14 protein-coding genes are annotated in these 18,849 nt (G+C 69.8%); 7 read left to right on the top strand and 7 right to left on the bottom strand.

Annotation, left to right across the window (positions count from 1 at the left end):
- The 5 genes from ACFWN1_RS22335 to ACFWN1_RS22315 all read right to left on the bottom strand — a co-directional run.
- Positions 1 to 800: TauD/TfdA family dioxygenase (locus ACFWN1_RS22335; RefSeq protein WP_384364561.1), on the bottom strand; the 800-nt coding region annotated here is incomplete at its 3' end.
- 65 nt (positions 801 to 865) lie between these two features.
- Positions 866 to 2,209 (bottom strand): thymidine phosphorylase, encoded by a 1,344-nt coding sequence (locus ACFWN1_RS22330; RefSeq protein ID WP_384364558.1) that lies wholly within the window; start codon positions 2,207 to 2,209, stop codon positions 866 to 868.
- A complete protein-coding gene (locus ACFWN1_RS22325) occupies positions 2,206 to 3,519 on the bottom strand; it encodes an aspartate aminotransferase family protein (protein WP_384364555.1) in 1,314 nt (437 codons plus the stop codon). Before ACFWN1_RS22325 ends, ACFWN1_RS22330 begins: the two co-directional genes overlap by 4 nt.
- A 14-nt stretch (positions 3,520 to 3,533) precedes the next feature.
- Complete coding sequence (locus ACFWN1_RS22320) at positions 3,534 to 4,274, bottom strand: thioesterase II family protein (RefSeq protein ID WP_384364552.1); 741 nt, start codon at positions 4,272 to 4,274, stop codon at positions 3,534 to 3,536.
- Complete coding sequence (locus ACFWN1_RS22315) at positions 4,271 to 6,109, bottom strand: non-ribosomal peptide synthetase (protein WP_384364549.1); 1,839 nt, start codon at positions 6,107 to 6,109, stop codon at positions 4,271 to 4,273. Before ACFWN1_RS22315 ends, ACFWN1_RS22320 begins: the two co-directional genes overlap by 4 nt.
- Before the next feature lie 642 nt (positions 6,110 to 6,751).
- Here ACFWN1_RS22315 and ACFWN1_RS22310 point away from each other — a divergent pair.
- The 5 genes from ACFWN1_RS22310 (at position 6,752) to ACFWN1_RS22290 (ending at position 11,267) form a co-directional block, all read left to right on the top strand.
- Positions 6,752 to 6,925 carry a hypothetical protein gene (locus tag ACFWN1_RS22310; protein ID WP_384364546.1) on the top strand — a complete coding sequence of 58 codons (174 nt, stop codon included), beginning with the start codon at positions 6,752 to 6,754 and terminating at the stop codon, positions 6,923 to 6,925.
- 71 nt (positions 6,926 to 6,996) lie between these two features.
- On the top strand, positions 6,997 to 8,982 hold the full coding sequence (locus tag ACFWN1_RS22305) for a GTP-binding protein (RefSeq protein ID WP_384364543.1): 1,986 nt from the start codon (positions 6,997 to 6,999) through the stop codon (positions 8,980 to 8,982).
- 34 nt (positions 8,983 to 9,016) lie between these two features.
- The gene (locus ACFWN1_RS22300; protein ID WP_384364540.1) at positions 9,017 to 9,754 is read left to right on the top strand and encodes an SDR family NAD(P)-dependent oxidoreductase; all 738 of its coding nucleotides are present in this window, start codon (positions 9,017 to 9,019) and stop codon (positions 9,752 to 9,754) included.
- A gap of 48 nt (positions 9,755 to 9,802) precedes the next feature.
- Positions 9,803 to 10,267 carry a VOC family protein gene (locus ACFWN1_RS22295; protein ID WP_384364537.1) on the top strand — a complete coding sequence of 155 codons (465 nt, stop codon included), beginning with the start codon at positions 9,803 to 9,805 and terminating at the stop codon, positions 10,265 to 10,267.
- Between the two features lie 73 nt (positions 10,268 to 10,340).
- Positions 10,341 to 11,267 (top strand): aminoglycoside phosphotransferase family protein, encoded by a 927-nt coding sequence (locus tag ACFWN1_RS22290; protein WP_384364534.1) that lies wholly within the window; start codon positions 10,341 to 10,343, stop codon positions 11,265 to 11,267.
- A 77-nt stretch (positions 11,268 to 11,344) separates the two neighbouring features.
- Here ACFWN1_RS22290 and ACFWN1_RS22285 read toward each other — a convergent pair whose 3' ends face one another.
- Complete coding sequence (locus ACFWN1_RS22285) at positions 11,345 to 14,311, bottom strand: type I polyketide synthase (protein WP_384364567.1); 2,967 nt, start codon at positions 14,309 to 14,311, stop codon at positions 11,345 to 11,347.
- Between the two features lie 315 nt (positions 14,312 to 14,626).
- Entirely contained in the window at positions 14,627 to 14,791 is a 165-nt protein-coding gene (locus ACFWN1_RS22280) for a hypothetical protein (RefSeq protein WP_384364570.1), read from the bottom strand.
- On the opposite strand from ACFWN1_RS22280, the gene ACFWN1_RS22275 reads away from it, so the two are divergent.
- Positions 14,714 to 17,641, top strand: coding sequence for an amino acid adenylation domain-containing protein (locus ACFWN1_RS22275; protein WP_384364564.1), 2,928 nt, complete (start codon positions 14,714 to 14,716; stop codon positions 17,639 to 17,641). The genes ACFWN1_RS22280 and ACFWN1_RS22275 overlap by 78 nt on opposite strands.
- Positions 17,638 to 18,825 carry a cytochrome P450 gene (locus ACFWN1_RS22270; RefSeq protein ID WP_384364531.1) on the top strand — a complete coding sequence of 396 codons (1,188 nt, stop codon included), beginning with the start codon at positions 17,638 to 17,640 and terminating at the stop codon, positions 18,823 to 18,825. Before ACFWN1_RS22275 ends, ACFWN1_RS22270 begins: the two co-directional genes overlap by 4 nt.
- Positions 18,826 to 18,849: the final 24 nt, after the last annotated feature.

Raw genomic sequence — 18,849 nt, 5'->3', positions numbered from 1 at the left:
TATAGCGGGTTTTTTTCAAAAAAATGCGCGGGGCCGGCCGTCTCTCTCCGCGGGGGGGGGTGGGGGGGGGGGGGCGGGGGGCCCGGGTGTTGTTCGGCTTGCCCGCGTTTGCGCGCGCAATCGTCCACTCCGTCGGGGAAGGCCCAGAAGTCGGTCGCCGTGACGCTGTAGCGGCACACCAGGTGCCCCTCCAGCACGGTGACGACCGGCCCGGCATTGCTGTCGGTGGAGCCGTTGATGTTGGCCTGGCGCATCAGGGTGCCCGGCGTCGCGAGCGCGACTGCGGCCGACGGGTCCCGCTCGACCAGCGTGGCGAAGGCGGCCGAGGTGTTGAACAGGGTCGTCTGGCCGCCTTCCGCCGCCGCCATCTCGCAGACCAGCAAGGAGGCCTTGACCATCCCTATGTCCTGGAGCGTGCCGTCGGTGTGCAGTTCCTGGCCCACGGTGGCGCCGAACGAGGGGTGCTCCGCGTCCACGGTGTCGACGTTGCGCGCGGCGGAGATCCGGGAGACGGACTTCGGCTGCGCGCCGCCCAACGAGTACAGGGGCGGAATGAACGGCTCTCCGAGGCCGAGCACTCGGGCCAGGTGCATCAGGGATTCGGGACTCGGCGCGTCCGAGACGAGTTCGATGACGGCGAAGCCGTGGCGCTCGTAGCGATGGACGATTTCCGTTGCTTCCGGGTAAGGCAGGTGCGTGACGTCGTGCACGCGTACCGCTTGTGGAGGGATCGAGTCGAAGGTGACGGTGACCTTGTCGGCTGCCACGACCAGCTCGTCGAACGTGACGGCGTTTCGCACGCTGTCTTCCTTCCCGCGAGAGTCTTCTTTCTGAACAGGGGCAGGAGCTGTGTGTTGGTGCTGCTTCAGGTGAAGACCCGGTGGATCACCGGCTGCGATGTCACCGGCGCGTCGCCGATGGTGAATGCCTTGGCGAGCAGATCTGTTGCCGTGTCCGGCGAGGCCGTCGAGCAGTGCAGCTCGGCGAGGGGCTCACCGGCCCTGACCGCGTCTCCGACACGGCGCAGGACGACGACACCGGAGCCGAGGTCCAGCCGGGCGTTGTGGGCGAGGCGGCCGGCCCCCACGTGCAGGGCGGCCATGCCCACCGCGCGCGGGTCGACGTGCTGCACCCAGCCGCTGTGGTCGGCCAGGACGGGCCTGCGGTACGTTGCGATCGGCAGCAGCTCGGGCGACTCCAGCACGCGCACATCGCCGCCCTGCGCCGCGGCCCAGTCCAGGAAGCGCCGATGAGCGGCGCCGCTGGTGAGCGCGGCCGTGATCGCCTCGTCCGCCGCGGTGTCGGACAGTTCGGGGTCCGCGTTGCGCAGCATCAGCCCGGCCAGGGTCCGGCAGAGCTCCGAGAGGCCGGGGACCTCTTCGCCCTGGAGGACAGCCAGGGCCTCTTTGACCTCCAGGGCGTTGCCCACGGCCCGCCCGAGGGGCTGGCTCATGTCGCTCAAGACGGCCTGACAGCCGAGGCCGAACCGTCCGGCCAGCTCGATCATCGATTCGGCCAGCAGGGTGGCCTTCTCGCGGTCGGGGATAAGGGCGCCCGCTCCCGTCTTCACGTCCAGGACGAGACCGTCTGCACCCACGGCGACCTTCTTGCTGATGATGCTGGCGGCGATCAGCGGGATGCTCTCCACCGTCCCTGTGACGTCGCGCAGGGCGTAGGTGGCGCCGTCGCCCGGCGCGAGAGCGGCACTCTGACCGGTGATGACCATGCCCACCCGGTCGATCACCTCGTAGATCTCGTCGGCGTCGAGGTCCAGCCGCAGTCCGGGCACGGACTCCAGCTTGTCGATCGTGCCGCCCGCGTGTCCGAGCCCGCGGCCGCTCATCTTGACCACCGCCACGCCGCAGGCGGCGACGATCGGGACCACGATCATGCTGACCTTGTCGCCCACGCCGCCGGTGCTGTGCTTGTCCAGGACCGTCCGGCCCAGTCTCTTCAGGTCCAGGAGCTGGCCCCCGGCCACGTATGCCTCCGTCAGGGCGGCCGTTTCGCCCATGTCGAGTCCGCTGCACGCGACCGTCGCCAGCCAGGCGGCCATCTGGTAGTCGGGCACGCGGCCAGCGACGAAGTCGTCGATCACGGCCCGGATGTCGGCTGGCTTCATGGTGCCGCCGAGTCGCTTGGCCACGACGGCCGACTGGATCCGGGCCGAGGCCGCGGCGTCGGCCACGGGGTCGGTCGTCGCGGTCATCGGTCCTCGCCTCGGCCGACCGCGTCGTGCAGTCGCCCGACGACCTGGTCGACGCCGTCGGCGTCGATGGTGAGCGGCGGCACCACGAGGATCGACTCTCCCTGCTGACGTACCAGGAGACGTTCCCGCTCCGCGGCGGCGACGAGGGCGGCCGCCGCGTCGGGCGTGGCCAGTTCGAGGACTGTCAGCAGGCCGAGCCCGCGTACGTCCCGCACCTGCCCGGCCCCGGACCCGGCCAGCGGCGCGAGGCCGTCTAGCAGCCGACGGCCCTGCTGGACGGCGTGCTCGGTGAGGTTCTCCTTGTCCAGCACGTCCAGGACGGCGAGGCCCACGGCGCAGCCGACGGCGTGACCGCTCGTCGTGTGACCGTAGCGGAGCCCGCCGATGACCGGGTCGTCTGCGAACGTCTGGTATACGTGCTCCTGGACGGTGACCGCGGTGATCGGCACGTAGCCGGCGCTGAGCCCCTTGCTGCTGATGACGATGTCGGGCGATATCTCCTCATGCTGGAAGCCGAAGACCCGGCCGGTGCGGCCGATCCCGGTGAACACCTCGTCCATGATCAGCAGGACGTCCCGGGAGTCGCACAGCCGGCGCAGTCCACTGAGGAAACCGCGGGGGAGGACGACGCCGCCGCCGACATTGATCAACGGTTCGACCAGCACTGCCATCGGTAGGTCGTCGGAGTCGTTCCCGATCGCCTCCTCGAACGCGGCGAGCAGTGGCTGCAGCGCCTCGGGCTCGCGCAACTGCGCGGCCGGGACGGGGAATCGGACGTGGGTGACCTGCAACGGGTCGGTGAACCCGTGCGCGGTGGGGGGCAGGTCGGAAAGGCTGCGGGCCAGGACCGTGGACCCGTGGTACCCGCGCTCGAAGGTGACGATCCTGGTGCGCGGCCGGCCGAGGTGCGACCAGTAGGAAGAGGCGATCAGCGCGCTCGCCTCGATGCCCTCGCTGCCGCTGTTGGTGAACAGCGTCCGGGACGGTCCTTCGGGCAGGTAGGAGGCGAGCCGTTCCGCGAGGAGGGCGGCCAGGCCGTGGTTCTGGACGGAGATGTCGACCCCATGCATCCGGCCGAGTTGGCGCGTCGCGGCCTCCACGACATGGGGATGCGCGTAGCCACAGGTCGAGTTCATGGAGGAGGCGTCGATGTACTCGTTTCCCGCCGGGTCCCAGACCCGGTAGCCGCTCGCCCGGTCGATCAGGACGCGCTCGCGGTGGGAACGGATGGGGGACCAGGGGTACCAGATGAACCGGTTGTCCGGGTTCTGCGCGTCCGCTGGCACGTCAGTCGTCTGCTCGGTCGACATGGAGTCCTCGGAGTTCAGTAGGCGCCGGGTCGCGAGACGGAGAGGGCCTCACGCAGAAGGGAGTACGGCGGGTCGGCGATGAGGTAGAAGTGGTTCCCGGGAACCCTGACCTCTTGGACGGGCCCCGTGCTCAACGCGCTCCACGGGCGGCGGTCCGCGTCGTCGTCCTGGTCGCCGACGATGGCGGTGACGGGACACCTGAGCAACGGCTCGGGCGCCATGTCGTAGCTGTGGAACATGCGGCCGTCGGCGATCAGATACGGCAGGACCACCTCCTGGAAGACCGGGTCGGCCGCCATCTCCGCGTCAGTGCCGCCCAGTTCGACCAGGCCCTTGAGTAGCTGGTCGGGGTCTTCCTCGGGGACGGAGCGGTCGGTGGGCAGCGGGGCGTCACGGGAACCCGAGGCGAACAAGTGTTCGATGTAGATGCCTCGGCGCTGTAGTGCGCGTGCTGTCTCCAGAGCCACGGGAGCGCCCATGCTGTGTCCGAAGAAGGCGAGTGGGAGATCCGCCAGCGGTTCGACCGCGTCGGCGATGTCGGTGGCGAGCCGGACGAGGTCGTGCGGAGGTTCCTCGTCGAACCGGTCGGCGCGCCCCGGGTACTGCACGGCGTGGACCTCCACCTCGGTCAGCGACTGGCCCCAGGAACGGTAGAAGGCGGCTGACCCCCCGGCGTGCGGGAAGCACACCAAACGCAGACGGGCTTCGGGACGGGCGGTTGCGCGCGCCAGCTGGCGCGAGGCGTGCGCGGTCACTGACGGGCCCCCTTCCGCGCACGCTGCTGGCGCAGCCGGGCCGTACGGGCCTTGCGGGCGGCCTCGACGGAGAGGGACGGCGTCGAGTCCTCCCCCTGCTCGCGGCTGGTGCGGATGAGCGTGGCCTGTGTTGCCACGGTCGCCTCCTGGAACAGGGAAACGATCGATGGCCGCAGCCCGCAGTGCCGCTCCAGCGCGTCCTGCAACTTGAACATGGCCAGCGAATGGCCGCCGAGATCGAAGAAGTTGACGTCCAACGGCACCGTGGCCACACCGAGCACCTCCGCCCAGGCGGCGGCTACCTGGGCGGTAAGCGGGTCGTCGGTGAGGGGCGCGGACGCGGGGCGGGCGGCGACCGGCTCGGCGGCGAGCGTCCGCAGCAGCGCGCGGTCGAGTTTGTCATTGAGGTTGCGAGGCATTTCCGGCAGGACCCGCAGCTCGCCGGGCACCATCACGGGGGGCAGCTTCTGCGCGAGGGCGCGGCGCAGCGCGACCGGGTCCGCGGCTTCCCGCGAGGCGACGAAGCCGATCAGGCCCGATCCCCCCGCGTCGGGCAGGACGACCGCCTCCTGGACGCCTTCCAGCCGACGCAGCGTCGACTCGACCGCACCGAGTTCCACGCGGTGGCCGCGGATCTTGACCTGGTCGTCCTTGCGGCCGATGAAGTCCAGCCCGCAGTCCGCGTTCCAGCGCACGATGTCGCCGGTCCGATACATACGCGCGCCGGGTTCGGCGGCGAAGGGGTCGTCGAGGAAGGCCGCCGCAGTCGCCTCGGGACGGCCGAAGTATCCACGTGTCACCCCGGGCCCGCCGATGAACAACTCGCCCTCCGTGCCCGGCGGCACGGGCTGGAGCCCGGCGTCGAGGACGTAGAGCCGGGCGCCGGGAATCGGGCCGCCGATGCTGACCGGTTCGACGCCGGTGAAGCGGTGGAAGGTGGCCCATACGGCCGTCTCGGTCGGGCCGTACTCGTTGACCAGGTCCACCGCGTGGGAGTGGACCGCGAAGTGTCGGTCGACCAGGGACTGCGGCAGGGCCTCGCCCGCCACGATCACCTGGCGCAGGGAGGCCAGTTGATCCGTCCCGGCGCGCTCGGCCGCGTCGAGCAGCAGCTCGTACAGTGCGGGCACGCACAGGGTGCGGTTCACGCGGTGCCGGCCGATGAGCGAGACCAGCTGATCGGCGTCGCGCAGTTCGTCCGCGGACGCCACGACCAGGCAGCCGCCCGCCTGGAGCGTCCCCCATATCCCGGCGACCGACGAGTCGAAGGCCAGCGGCGACACCAGGAGGAAGACCGGGCTTCCCGGGTAGACCATGAGGCGGGCCCGGGTCGAGGCGGCGAGATTGCGGTGCTCGACGATGACGCCCTTGGGTTCGCCCGTGCTGCCCGAGGTGTAGATGAGGTAGGCCGGATCCGCCAGGCCGACCGCGGCGGCGAAGGAGTCGGAGGCCGCGCCGTCAGGCTTCTCGCCGGGGGCGCTTGCGACCGTCACGACGGGTACCTGGGCACCGGCCGTCCGGTCCCGCGCGTGTGCCGTTGTCGCGACGGCCTTCACTTGCGCGTCGTGGAGGATCGTGGCGATGCGGGCATCCGGCTGCGCCAGATCGACAGGCACGTAGGCGGCGCCCGCGCCGAGGACGCCGAGCACGGACGCGATCATCGCGGCGGAGGGTTCGGCGAGGATGGCGACCCGGTCACCGGCGCCCACCCCGGCCGCGGCGAGGCGGTGGGACAACTGCCGAGACCAGGAGACCAACTCGGCGTAGGTGACGACGTTGTCGCCGCAGCGCACAGCAGCCGCCGCGGGCTGGTCGGCGGCCAGGCGGGCCACCACTTCGTGTACGGGAACTAACGCGTCCCCGGGCAGCGGCTCGCCGATCGCCGCGGCCGTCCACGTCTGTATCGCTCCGTCACTGTCCTCCGACCTCGACGGAGAGGATTTCACGTGCTGTGAGGCCGACATGAGACAAACTCCCCAAAGCTATCAGCGGGATTCTGGGGGCTTGCTCGCAATGTATGCGTTCCAGCCAGCCTCACCAGCGCTATGCTAACGAACTCCGCGACGAGTTCACTTATTGCTTGATCCGGATTCGAGAAGGAAAGCGCGGTCTCTGCTGTCACGAGCATCCGTGACGTTGGTGGTGCGATCTTAGGCGGGTGGGTTGATCTACGCAATGGACCAGTACGAGCGGGTCGTTGGTTGTCCCGAATGGAATCGAGTTGCGTGGTTCGTCTCATGCGGTCTCACCGTAAGCGGAAGTAGGCCATCCGTGTCGCAGAGGCGAGTTCGAGTCAAATCTACTTGCAGAGACGGCTTCTGATTGCCATTCAGATTTCACAAACTCTTCATGACTCATCCTGCCCTCGTGTCTAAACATGCGAGTTGACGGTGTGTCAGCTGTGTTCATCTGTCTGGACCGGCCCAGTTGGCCTGTGTAGGCAACGAGTTGATGGTTGATCAGTTACGCTAGGGCTGGTGAATCTGGTGGACGTGCCGATCCTGCATGTCTCTGCGATCAAGGACCTTGACAGGGGTGACCGCCCCGGGCACCATGGCGACGGTCTTCTGAATCAAGTGAGTGTGGGATACCTGTGCGTGGATACCGCCCAATTCCAGGTTTCCGACTTCCCGACGGCTGCGGCAATATAGAGAAAAACGGGAAAGCGTCCAGCGGAGACCTTTGGGCCGACCCGTACGGGGTGGAACGGAAGAACGGGTATTTGCGTATCCTCAATCTGGGCATCATGGCCCACATCGACGCGGGCAAGACCAGCCTCACGGAACGACTGCTGCACTCGGCCGGAGTAATCGATCGGCTGGGCAGTGTCGACTCCGGAGACACGCAGACCGACTCCATGGCGCTGGAGCGGGCACGCGGCATCACGATCCGGGCCGCGGTCACGTCCTTCGCACTGGACGACCTGATGGTCAACTTGATCGACACACCCGGCCACCCCGACTTCATCGCCGAGGTCGAGCGGACGCTGGGGGTGCTGGACGGGGCGGTCCTCGTCGTCTCGGCTGTCGAAGGCGTCCAGGCGCAGACCCGGGTCCTGATGCGCACGCTCAAGAGGCTGCGCATCCCCACGCTGATCTTCGTGAACAAGATCGACCGTCGTGGTGCCCGGTACGACTCACTGGTCGAGAACATCGCTGAGTTCCTCTCGCCTGCCGCCGTTCCCATGGCCGCTGTACGGGACCTGGGCACCGTCACCGCCTCGGCAGTTCCCCTCGCCTTCGACGACCCGGGCCACGTCCAGCGGCTCGTCGAGGTACTGGTGGACAACGATGACGACCTGATGCAGGTGTACCTGGACGACACCCTCGACCTGACCGACGGCCGACTGCGCAAGGAACTCGCCGCACAGACGGCCCAGGCCCTGGTCCACCCGGTGTACTTCGGCTCTGCCATCACCGGCGCCGGCGGAGACCTCCTCATGGCAGCCATCAAGGAGCTGCTGCCGTCCGGACAGGGAGACGCGGACGGGCCGCCCGCCGGCCGGATCTTCAAGATCGACCGAGGTGCCGCGGGCGAGAAGATCGCTTACGTCCGCATGTTCGAGGGGACCCTCCAGACCCGCGATCGTCTCCAGCTCAACCGCGGACCGGAGAGCAAGGTCACCCAGCTCGCCGCTTACAACGGAGGGTCCGCCGCTCGCAGTCAGACTCTCTCCGCGGGCCAGATCGGCAAGGTCTGGGGACTGGACGAGGCGGTGATCGGTGACTCCTTCGGTACCCAGCTGGGCGGCGCCATCAGCGCGCTGTTCTCCCCGCCGACGCTGGAGACCGTCATCGTGGCGTCACGCCCCGGCGACGGAGGCCCGCTCTACGCCGCGCTGTCCCAACTGGCCGAGCAGGACCCGCTGATCAACATCCGGCGCGACGAGATCCGAAACGAACTGCGGATCTCGCTCTACGGTGAAGTGCAGAAGGAGGTCATCCAGTCCACGCTGACCGACGAGTTCGACATCGAGGTCTCCTTCCTGGAGTCGTCCACGATCTGCGTCGAACGCGTCATCGGCACCGGGGCAGCCCACGAACGGCTGCGGTCGGAGACCAACCCCTTCCTCGCCGAAGTCGGTCTGCGCGTAGAGCCCGGCGAGCCCGGCAGCGGGGTGACCTTCCACCTGGAGATCGAACTCGGCTCCATGCCGCTGGCCTTCATCAAGGCCGTGGAGACGACGGTCAAGACCACGCTGGAACAGGGACTGCACGGGTGGGAGGTGCTCGACTGCGCGGTGAGCATGACGCACTCCGGATACCTCGCCCGCCAGAGCCACTCCCACGGCACCTTCGACAAGAGCATGTCCAGTACGGCTGGCGACTTCCGCAACCTCACCCCGCTCGTCCTCATGGAGGCCCTGACTCAGGCCGCGACCTACGTGTGCGAGCCGATCCACCGGTTCTTCCTGGAAGTGCCGACGGACACGTACGGAGCCATCTACCCGCTGCTCGCCCGGTTGGGGGCGGTGCCCCAGCCGCCTGCGGTCAAGGGCCGGACGTGCAGCATGGAAGGGACGATCCCCGCGGCCCGTATCCACGAATTACAGATGATGCTGCCCTCGCTGACCCACGGCGAGGGCGTGCTGGAGAGCACGTTCGAGCGTTACGACCAGGTGCACGGCGTCACGCCGACCAGGCGGCGGTGGGACCACAACCCGCTTAACCGCAAGGAGTACCTGCTCGCCCTCAGCCGAGTTGTCTGAGGCACCGCGCCACCCGAGGGGAAGGTGATCTGGCTTGACGCAGGCGAAAGTGGCCCTGGTGACCGGTGCCAACCGGGGAATCGGTCTGGCCGTGGCGCGGCAGCTGGGCGAGCGCGGGCACACCGTGTTCGTGGGCAGCCGGGACGTGGAACGCGGTGCCAAGGCCGCCGCCGAGCTGTCGGCGGCCGGGGGCGACGCGCACGCGGTGCGCCTCGACGTCACCGACGTCGCCGGAGTCCGTGCGGCGGCGGAGCGCATCGGACGTGACCACGGCCGCCTCGACTGCCTGGTGAACAACGCTGCCGTCTTCGTCGGAGCGCCCCTCACCTCGGTCACCGTCGAACAGCTCAGGGAACTGTTCGAGGCCAACGTCTTCGGAGCCGTCACCGTTGTCAACGCGCTGCTGCCGCTCCTCCGCTCGGCGCCGCAGCCGCGGATCGTGAACGTCTCCAGCACCACCGGGTCGCTGACGCTCACTGCCCAGCAGGCGGATCTGCCGGGCGACGCCACGGTGCGGGCCGCGTACACCAGTTCCAAGGCGGCCCTGAACATGCTGACGGTGCAGTACGACAGGGTGTTCCGCGCGGACCCCGAGCTGGCCCATATGAAGATCAATTCCGCGACACCGGGTTACACCGCGACCGCCATGAACGACTTCCGCGGCACGAACACCCCTGAGCAGGCCGCGGCCGTCATCGTGCGCTTGGCGACCCTTCCGCCCGACGGCCCCTCGGGTACGTTCGTGGGCGCCGAGGACACCGTGCCCTGGTAACGGAAGGTCCGTGGCCTGGACCGATTCACCGATGAGAGGAGCTGCGGCGTGTCCGCGATCAGCACGGGGAGCGCTGGACTGAACGTCACCGATCTCGACCGATCCATCGCCTTCTACGAGCGGGCGCTGCGGTTCGAGGTAATACGGCGGTCCTCCGACCCCGCCCGCCCGTACGCGCTGCTCGGGCAGGAGAGCGCGGTACTGCTGACCCTGTGGCAGCAGACGTCCGAGCGCTTCGCCCCGGACCGGGCAGGACTGCACCATCTGTCGTTCGAGGTGCCCACCGTCGAGGCCTTGGGCGAGACCGAGGCTGCGCTGCGCACCGCGGGCATTGCCATCCGGGACGACCCGGGCGCACCGGGACAGGCAGCCGCCACGGGGCAGCTGTTCTTCCTCGACCCCGACGGCATCCGCCTGGAGGTCTACACCGACGACCCCCGCGCGCAGAGCCCCGCCTCCGGCCTGCCACGCTGCGGCTTCTACGATTCCGCTGTGCCCCCGTCGCACGGGTGATCCAGACCGGGCACCGCGCCCCATGTACGGACGATCCCTCCCGAGAGCCATTCCGATCCGTAGGAGATCCCACGTGTCCTCCCCGCCCGTGCACATCGATATCGACGTCGACCTGGTGCGCCGGCTCCTGACCGGCCAGTTCCAGCAGTGGGCGGACCTGCCCCTCGTCCCCGTCGACTCCGGCGGCACGGACAACGGCATCTTCCGCCTGGGCGCCGCAATGTCCGTGCGACTTCCGAAGGTCGACTGGGCCATCGGCCAGGTCCACAAGGAGCAGCGGTGGCTGCCGGTATTGGCCCGGCAGACCTCGCTGGAGATCCCCGAGCCGGTCGCCCTGGGCAAGCCCGCCGAGGGCTACCCGTGGGACTGGTCCGTCTACACCTGGCTGGAGGGCGAGACCGCGACGGTCGAGCGCATGGCCGACCCGGTGGAGGTGGCGACGCAGCTGGGACGGTTTCTCGCGGAACTGCACAGCGTCGACACCGGCGGCGGTCCGCCCCCCGGCGAGCACAATTTCCGCCGCGGCGTCCCGCTTGCCGAGCGGGACGAGGAGACCCGCACCGCCATCGCGGAACTGGAGGCGCTGGGAGACCTGGTCGACACGGAAGCCGTCCGGACCGTCTGGGACGAGGCCCTGAGTACGCCCGCTTGGACCGGCGCGCCCGTATGGATCCACGGAGATCTGCAATCCGGGAATCTCCTCGTCCGCGACGGCGAGCTGACCGGGGTCATCGACTTCGGCGGCCTGGCGGTGGGCGATCCGGCATGCGACCTGCTGGTCGGGTGGAACCTCTTCGAAGGAGCGGCGCGGGCCGCGCTGCGCACCGCGGCCGAGGCAGACGACGCGAGCTGGCTCAGGGGCCGTGGCTGGGCGCTGTCCGTGGCGCTGATCCAGCTTCCCTACTACCTGCACCGCAAGCCCGCCATAGCGCGGAACGCGCTCAGGACGGTCGGTGAGATCCTCGCGGAGCACCGTGACGAGCGAGGCGCGTCCGTCTGATCCGCCCCGCTCAGCGCCTTGGGCGGCCTGGACGCCTCCGCGGTGTCCAGGCCGCCGGGCTGTACACCCCGTCCGCTCTACGCGCCCTGCTCGTCCGCCTCGTCCCGGATCCGGCGCACCACCGCAACATGGCCGTCCAGCGTCCGCCGCGCCAGCATCTCGCGTACCGGGACACGGATGCCGAACTCGCTGTTCACCCTAAGGATGAGCCGGGTGATCAGCAGTGAGTCGCCGCCCTGTGCGAAGAAGTCGGCGTCCGCCGGCAGATCGTCACGGCCGAGCAGTTCCGCCCAGATCCGTGTCACGCCCTCCACCGAGTCGACGGGGCCATCGGATTCCGGCTCCTCGTGCCCCTGCTCCGGCAGCGGCGCGAGGGCTGGGGAGCCGCTCGGGTCCGTCGCGGGTGAGGCGAGCGCTTCCGGGGCCACCGAGCGCGGTCCCGAGAAGGGGTAGCCGGGCAGCCTGGTCCTGCGGCCGCCGGTCAGCCCGTCCGGCGCGATCGGCTGCCCCAGGGCCCACAGGACGCCGACGCCACCGAGCACGGGCGATCCCGGCGCGTCCGTGGCCTGGTCCAGGGCGACCACGGGAAAACCGGCCGTCTCCGCCATCGGCGAGAGGGGACGCCCCGGACCGATCTCCACGGCCAGGGCACCCGGCACGCGTTCCGCCAGCGAGCTGAGGGCGGCGCCGAACAGTACGGGCTGCCGGGCCTGCACGGTGAACATATCGCGCGGGAGGGCGGCACCGGCCGCGACGACCAGACCGGACACGTTGAGCGCGATCGGAAGGGCCGACGGCCGGAGCTTAATCCGCGCCATCGCGTGGGTGAGCGCCGGCAGCGCGGGCTCGATCAGACGGGAGTGGAAGGCACGGGTGTTGCGCAGACGTCGTACGAAGAAGGCGTTGCCGGCGCGCCGCCGGTACTCCTCCACCTGCTCGACCGGACCGGCCAGCACGCTGGAGTCTGGGCCGTTGACCGCGGCCACGTCGAGGTCGAGGCCCCACTCCTCAGCGAGTGCCAGGGCTTGTTTCGCATCCGCTCCGATGGCCAGCATCGCGCCCTCCGGGCAGTCCTGCATGGCCCGGCCGCGCGCCGCCACGAACGTGGCCGCCTCCTCCAGCGTGAGGACTTCGGCGACAGTGGCCGCGGTGATCTCGCCGAGACTGTGACCGCCCACCGCGGCCGGCCGGACCCCCAGGGCCAGGAGTGCGGTCGCCGCCGCGTGGCCGACGGCGAAGAGGGCCGGCTGCGCCAGTTCAGTCTGGTTCAGCTCGTCGGCGGAGAAGTCCGGGTCGAACAGCGCCTGCCGGATCCGTTCCGCCAGCGGGGAGGCGAAAGCCGCGAGACACCGGTCGAGTGCCCGGCGGAACCCGGGGAGAGCGGTGAAGGGCTCGGCCATGGCCGGGTGTTGAGAACCCTGGCCGGGAAAGACGAAAACCACCGGGGCGGGGCCCGTCGCCGGTGCGGTGCCCCGGAAGACCCCGGACCGGCCGGCAAGGCGCTCGGCGACCTCGGCGCTCGTCCGGCCCGTCACCGCGAGGCGTTCGCCCAGGGCCAGGCGGCCATTGGCCAGGGTGCCGCAGACTTCGCCGAGATCCGGGTCGTGGGTCCTGAGATGGGCGGCCAGACCGTCGGCCGCGCGGCCGAGTGCCTCGGGATCCGCCGCCGACAGGAGCACCAGGCGCTCGCGCGGCGCCCGTGCCTCGGGGGCAGGGGCGGCCGGCTCGCGCGGCGGCGCCTGCTCGATCACGACGTGCGCGTTGGTGCCGCCGATACCGAACGCGCTTACCCCGGCGCGTCGCGGACGCTCCCCGGGCCAGGGGACGGCCTCGGTGGGTATGTACAAGGGGCAGTTCTCGGTCTCCAGCAGTGGATTGCGCGCGGTGAACCCCGCGAGGGGCGGGATCACACCGCTGCGCACCACGAGCAGGGCCCTGATCAGCGCGGCGACTCCCGCGGCGGCGTCCAGGTGGCCGATGCTGGCCTTCAACGCGCCGACCGCCACACTGCCCTGCCGGGCGCCGGCCTTGCGCAGCGCGGCGCCGGCCGCCGTCCACTCGATGGGGTCTCCGATCCGGGTGCCGGTGCCGTGGGTCTCCAGATAGCCGATGGACCCGCCGTCGACCTCGGCCGCGCTCAGCGCCGCACCGATCACCCGCTCCTGCCCCGCGGAGGACGGCGCGTAGTAACCGGCCTTCGCGTTCCCGTCGTTGTTGATCGCGGAGCCCAGGATGACGCCGTACGGCACGGGGTCGTCCTCGGTGATGTCTGACAGACGGCGCAGTACCACGGCGCCCGCGCCAGACCCGGCGACCACACCGTCCGCGTGCCGGTCGAACGGCCGGCAGGCACCCGTGGAGGACAGCACGCCGCCCGGCTGGTGCAGATAACCCGCCTGGGGGTAGCCGAAGCCCGCCCCCACCACGAGGGCCTGGTCGCAGTCACCGCTGAGGAGCGCCTGCACCGCCAGGTGCACGGCCACCAGCGAAGAGGAACAGGCCGTCTGCACGGCGAAGGCCGGTCCGTTCAGGCCGAGTTTGTAGGCCACCCGGCTCGCCATGAAGTCCGGCTCTGTACCGTGGATCAGGTCGTCCAGCAGGCCCGGATCGACATTTCCGCTACCGACCATCGCGCGCATGTAGCCGCTGCCCGTCATGGACGCGTAGACGCTGGTCACCACCGAGCCGTCACGGGGCAGAGCCCCCGCGTCCTCCAGGGCGTTCCAGGCCACCTCCAGCATCCAGCGATGCTGAGGGTCCATCAGTTCCGTCTCGCGCTTGCGGATCTGGAAGAAATCGTGGTCGAAGCGGTCCCAGTCGTCGAGATGACCGCGTGCGGGCACGTAGTCCGGGTCTGCGGCCAACGCGGCGGGCACTCCGGTGGCGAGCAACTCCTCCCGCGTGTATCTCCTGAGGTGCACGCTTCCGTGGAGCTGGGATTCCCACCAGTCGTCGATTCCACGGGGGCCCGGGAACCGTGCAGCCATGCCGGTGACCGCGATGTCCAAGGAGCGATCTCGACTCGTCACCACGTCCCCCACCATGCTATTGGAAATCGGATATTCCATGTGATGCTGCGTGAAGTGAACGGCCGTTGGCGGTAGACAGGATCGGTTCCTCGGACCGTCCTGCGATCATGACACAGTTCGTGGTCAGTGAACGAGGGGTTGGTCGCGGTCACGTCCATGACGAAGACAGGCCCAACACCCTTTTTGTGAAAGGGTTGTTGCCAGGAAACGATCAGTCGTGACAACGTCGTAGGCTCCTGCTGTGCTCTCGAATCCTCATTGTCTGGGACTGCGAAGGGAGTCGACGCGTTGCAGTCGAATGCCGCGTGGACCGCAGGAGTTGCTTGGGTATCACCGGGGGAAGGACTGCATGACGTCGTCGCCATGCAAGTGCGTGCTCAGCCGCAGCACATAGCCCTCATTGCCCGGGGCGCCCGGGTGTCGTACGGTGAATTGGAAGCCCGCGCCGAGCAATTGGCTGGCCGGCTCGCCGCCGCCGGTGTCGAACAGGGTCATCTCGTGCCGATCCTGATGCCGCGTTCCGTCGACTTGGTCGTGACTCTGCTGGCCGTTCTCAAACTCGGCGCCGCCTACGCGCTGCTCGATCCGGACTGGCCGCTCACCCGTCTCGACGCGGTGGTCGAACAGCTCCGGCCACCCCTCGTCGTCGCGGGACCGGGCGCGGCGGCGGAGCTGTCCGCGCCGCTGTGGACACCCGCCGAGGACACTATGGGGGAAAGCCCCGCCCGCGCCGCGGTGGCGGTACGGGGCTCCGACGCAGCTTGCGTGTTCTTCACCTCGGGCACCACGGGACGGCCCAAGGGAGTGATCACCCCGCACCGGGCGACGGCACGGCTCTTCCGGCCAGGCACCTTCGCGCGTTTCGACCGGGACACGGTCATCCCCCTCGCGGCGGCACTGCCGTGGGACGCGTTCTCCCTCGAACTCTGGGCCGCGCTGTACAACGGCGGCACCTGCGTCCTGATCGACGAGCCGTTCCTGACGGCCGAGGCCCTGCGCGCGATGGTCGCCGACCACGCCGTGAACACGGTGTGGCTGACCAGCAGCCTGTTCAACCTTATCGTCGACGAGGACCTGACGGCGTTGGGCGGCCTGTCCCAGGTCATGATCGGCGGTGAGCGCCTGTCCGCGCGGCACGTCGGCCGCTTCCTCGACCGGTTCCCCGACACGGCCCTGATCAACGGCTACGGCCCGGTCGAGAGCACGGTGTTCACCACCACGCACCGCATCACCGCCGCCGACTGCAACCGCCCCGGCGGCATCCCGCTGGGGCGGGAGGTGCCCGGCACCACCGTCCACGTCCTCCAGGGCGACCGGCCCTGCGCGGCCGGGGAGCCGGGGGAGATCTGCGTCGCGGGCGACGGCCTGGCCCTCGGCTACCTCGGTGAACCGGCCCTCACCGCAGAGAAGTTCACGGACGTCGACATCGACGGTGAGCGGGTCCGGCTGTACCGTACGGGGGACCTGGGCACCCGGGACGAGAACGGGATCGTCGAGTTCCGTGGGCGGATCGACCGGCAGGTGAAAGTCCGGGGCAACCGCGTCGAACCGGCCGAGGTGGAGCGGCAGATCGTGCGCTTCGTCCCGTCCGTCGCCGACTGCCGGGTGGTCCCGCGCTGGAACGAACTCGGCGGCGTCTTCGAACTGGTGGCCTTCTGCGTGCCGAGCCGGGTCGGCGGGGTCCCGCCAGACGAACCGGCGATCCTCGCCCGCCACCTGCCCGCCTACCAGCGCCCCGTCGACATCGTCTTCGTGGACTTCTTCCCGCTGACCAGCAGGGGCAAGCTGGACGAGCGGGCCCTGCTGGCGAGCGTGCCCGAGGTGCCCGTCGAGGACCACCACGGCCCCATCGGCGACCCGCTTGTGCGACTGGTGGCCGAGGAGTTCACCGCTGCACTGGGCAGACGGGCCGTGCCGCAGCACATGTCCTTCTTCGAGCTGGGAGGCTCCTCGCTCCAGGCCGCTCGGGCCTGCACGCGGATCGGCAAGCGGGTGGGGCAGCCGGTTCCGCTGTCGAGCCTGTACGAGCACCCGTCCGCCGAATGTCTCGGATCCTGGCTGCGGTCGGCGCAGGGCGCGGACGCCGTACCGCCGCCGACCGGTGACATCCCGCTGGCCGCCATGGAGTTGGTCTTCCTCACCCGTCACCTGACGGCGCCGCAGGACCGGGCCGGATACTGCCTGATGACGTGGCATCTGGACGACCGGCTCGACCAGGACTCCCTGGAGGCGGCAGTCGCCGCCGTCCACGAGCGGCACCAGGTGCTGCGCACGGCCTTCCGGATGGACCCCCGGCCCCATGCCGAGGTCACCGACATCTCCGCCCCGCCCCTGGAGTTCCTGGACGCCCGGCCGACGGTTGACGAGGCGGTTGTCGCGCTGCGCCGGCTCTTCGAAGAGCCCCTCGAACCCCAGGACGCCGACCTGTGGCGCACCGCGCTGGTGCCGGTGACCGAAACCCGGGGCTGGCTGTTCGGGGTGCTGGTCCACCACATCGTCTTCGACGGCTGGTCGGAATCCGTCCTGGCGCGTGACCTGTCCGACGCCTACGCCGGGCGGGAGCCGCGAACCGCCCCGCCCGCCCTGGCCGAGCGGGCCCGGCTGGCGGCGGCGGCCACGGCCGTGACGGACCTGGAGGGGCGGACGGAGCGGGTACGGGAGGAGTTCCAGGACGTACCCCAGGTCCGCTGGCCCGAACGGCCCGGCCCCGGGGAGACCGGGATGGGACACCTCGATGTGTCCGTTCCCGCGGCCGTCACGGCGCGCCTGGACGCACGGGGCGCGGCGTTCGGAGTGAGCCGGTTCGTGGTGCTCCTGTCGGCCTGGGCGGACGTCATGGCCGAGGTCTGCGGGCAGCGGGACTTCGCGGTGGGCGTGCCCGTCGCCCAGCGCACCGTCCCGGAGCTGGAACAGGCCATCGGCTGCCTGATCGACATGGTGCCGGTGCGTCTGCGCGGCGCCGCGGTGGGCGGGGGCGAGGGCGGCATCCGGGAGACCGGCCGACTGGTCCACCGGGCCTTCAGCCGCAGTGATGTCCCCTTCACGGCCGTCGCGCAGGGCGTCGGGACGACGACGCCCGGGCGGCCGCCGGTGTTCCAGTCCCTCTTCGCCCTCCAGGACAACCCTCCGCCCCGGCTCGACCTGCCCGGTGTCGTCTCCGCGCATCTGCGCCAGCCGTACGCCGCCCTTCCCCTGGAACTGCACCTGGAGGTGTGGCCGGACGAGGACGGCACGCTCGACGTGGTGCTCTCGTTCCGGCGCGACGCCGTCGCCGCAGCCACCGCGCTGGAGCTGCTCAAGGGTTTCCATGACCGTCTTGCCCTGATCGCGGGAGCTGCGTCGTGACCGTATCCACTTTCGTCCCCGCCGACGTCGTCGACCCTGACCTGCACGCGTCCGGAGAGGTGCACCGGCTGTGGCGCTGGATGAGACAGCACGCCCCGGTCCACTGGCACGAACCGGGCGACCTGCCGGGCTTCTGGTCGCTCACCCGGTACGAGGACATACGGGACGTGTACCAGAACCCGGCTGTCTTCAGTTCGGCGCAGGGCGTCCTGCTGCGGCCGACGGAACTGGGGGAGGACCCCGGCAGCGGTCTTACTATGGCCCTGACGGATCCACCCAAGCACCGCGCCCTGCGCGCACAGGTGACCGACCGGTTCAGCGAACGGTGCGCCCGCTCCCTGGCGGGTGAGATGCGCGCCGAGATCCGCTCGGTGGTGACACGTGCTGTCGAGTCGGGCACTTGCGACCTCGTCCACGACATCGGAGCCCGGCTGTCCAGCTACAACATCGGCAGGCTGCTCGGTGTGGAGCCGGAGGACCGCGAGCGGCTTCTGACGTGGACCACGGAGGCATTCGAATCCGGCAAACCCCTCACCAGCCACCTCACGCTGATGCGCTATTTCATCGACATGATGTACGCGCGGATGGAGGAGCCCGCGGACGACGCGATGGGTATGTTCGTCGGCAACGAGGTGCAGGGTGACTTGCTGACCGAGACCGAGATCTTGCTGAGCTGCGAGAACCTCGTCGGTGCGTCGGAGAACGCGGGTCTGTCGATGGCCTCGGGGATTCTCGCCCTCGTCGCGCATCCGCAGCAGTGGCAGCGGCTGGTGGGGGAGCGGGACGGCGCACTCGTCAGGACCGCGGCGGAGGAGGTGCTGCGGTGGACGAGCAGCGCCACGCACAGCATGCGGACGGCCACGGCGGACACCGTCATCCAGGGCCGCCACATCGCTGCCGGGGACCGGGTCGTGCTGTGGATTCCCTCGGCCAACCGGGACGAGTCGGTGTTCATGGATGCCGAACGGTTCGACCTCGGTCGGCAGCCCAACCGCCATCTGGCCCTGGGCACGGGCGAGCACGTCTGCATTGGGAGCACCATGGCCCGCCACCAGATGCGGATGCTCCTGGAGACGCTCGCGGAGCTGGTCGCCGTCGTCGAACCGGCCGGAGCCGTGGAGCCGCTGCGTTCGATCACGGTGAACGGGCCGGCGCACGCCCCCGTGCGCCTCGTCGCACGCTGAGCACCACGCGATAGGCCTCCCGGT

The sequence above is a fragment of the Streptomyces sp. NPDC058459 genome, from assembly GCF_042721685.1.
GTDB lineage: Bacteria > Actinomycetota > Actinomycetes > Streptomycetales > Streptomycetaceae > Streptomyces.
Note: the sequence above shows the minus strand (reverse complement) of the source record. Positions and strands in the feature narration are given on the sequence as shown.